The organism is Pseudonocardia oceanicola (assembly GCF_047200735.1).
GTDB lineage: Bacteria > Actinomycetota > Actinomycetes > Mycobacteriales > Pseudonocardiaceae > Pseudonocardia.
In genome coordinates this window covers 1-656 of sequence record NZ_JBJZON010000088.1, presented here as the reverse complement: position 1 = coordinate 656, position 656 = coordinate 1, and the positions used below count along the sequence as shown (strand labels likewise).

Annotated in this window: 1 protein-coding gene; it reads left to right on the top strand. The window is 73.0% G+C overall.

Going from position 1 to position 656, the window contains the following annotated elements; all coding sequences use genetic code 11:
• On the top strand, positions 1 to 656 hold a 656-nt coding region (locus tag ACL02T_RS34930; RefSeq protein ID WP_412835097.1), incomplete at both ends, for an IS110 family transposase.

Sequence of the window (656 nt, the reverse complement as noted above, 5' to 3'; positions counted from 1 at the left end):
GGCCTGACCCGCCACCTGCACACCGCCGGGATCGACGTGGTCGAGGTCGACCGCCCGGACCGCAAGACCCGCCGATGGCAGGGCAAGTCCGACCCGGTCGACGCCGAGGCCGCTGCCCGCGCCGCCCTGTCCGGACGCGCCACCGGCATTCCCAAGATCCGCGACGGGCAGGTCGAGGCCCTCCGCGCGCTACGCGTGGCCCGACGCAGCGCGATCAGCAACCGAGCCGAAGCCCAGACCCAGATCAAAGCGCTGATCGTGACCGCGCCCGAACCGCTGCGCACCCAGCTACGCAGCCTTGGCATCGGCCATCTCATCGCCCACTGCGCCGCCCGCCGCCCCGACCCGACGCGGGCCGCTGAGCCGAGCACCGCCACGCTGATCGCGCTGCGCAGCCTCGCCCAGCGCCACCGGCGGCTCACAACCGAGATCTCGGAGCTCGACGCCCTGCTCACCCCACTCGTGGACGCGATCAACCCCGCCCTGGTCACGCTCCACGGTGTCGCCACCGATGTCGCCGGACAGCTCCTGGTCACCGCGGGCGAGAACCCCGAACGACTGCGTTCCGAAGCGGCGTTCGCCATGCTCTGCGGAGTCGCACCACTCCCGGCCTCGTCAGGGCGCACTCACCGCCACCGGCTCAACCGCGGCGGCGA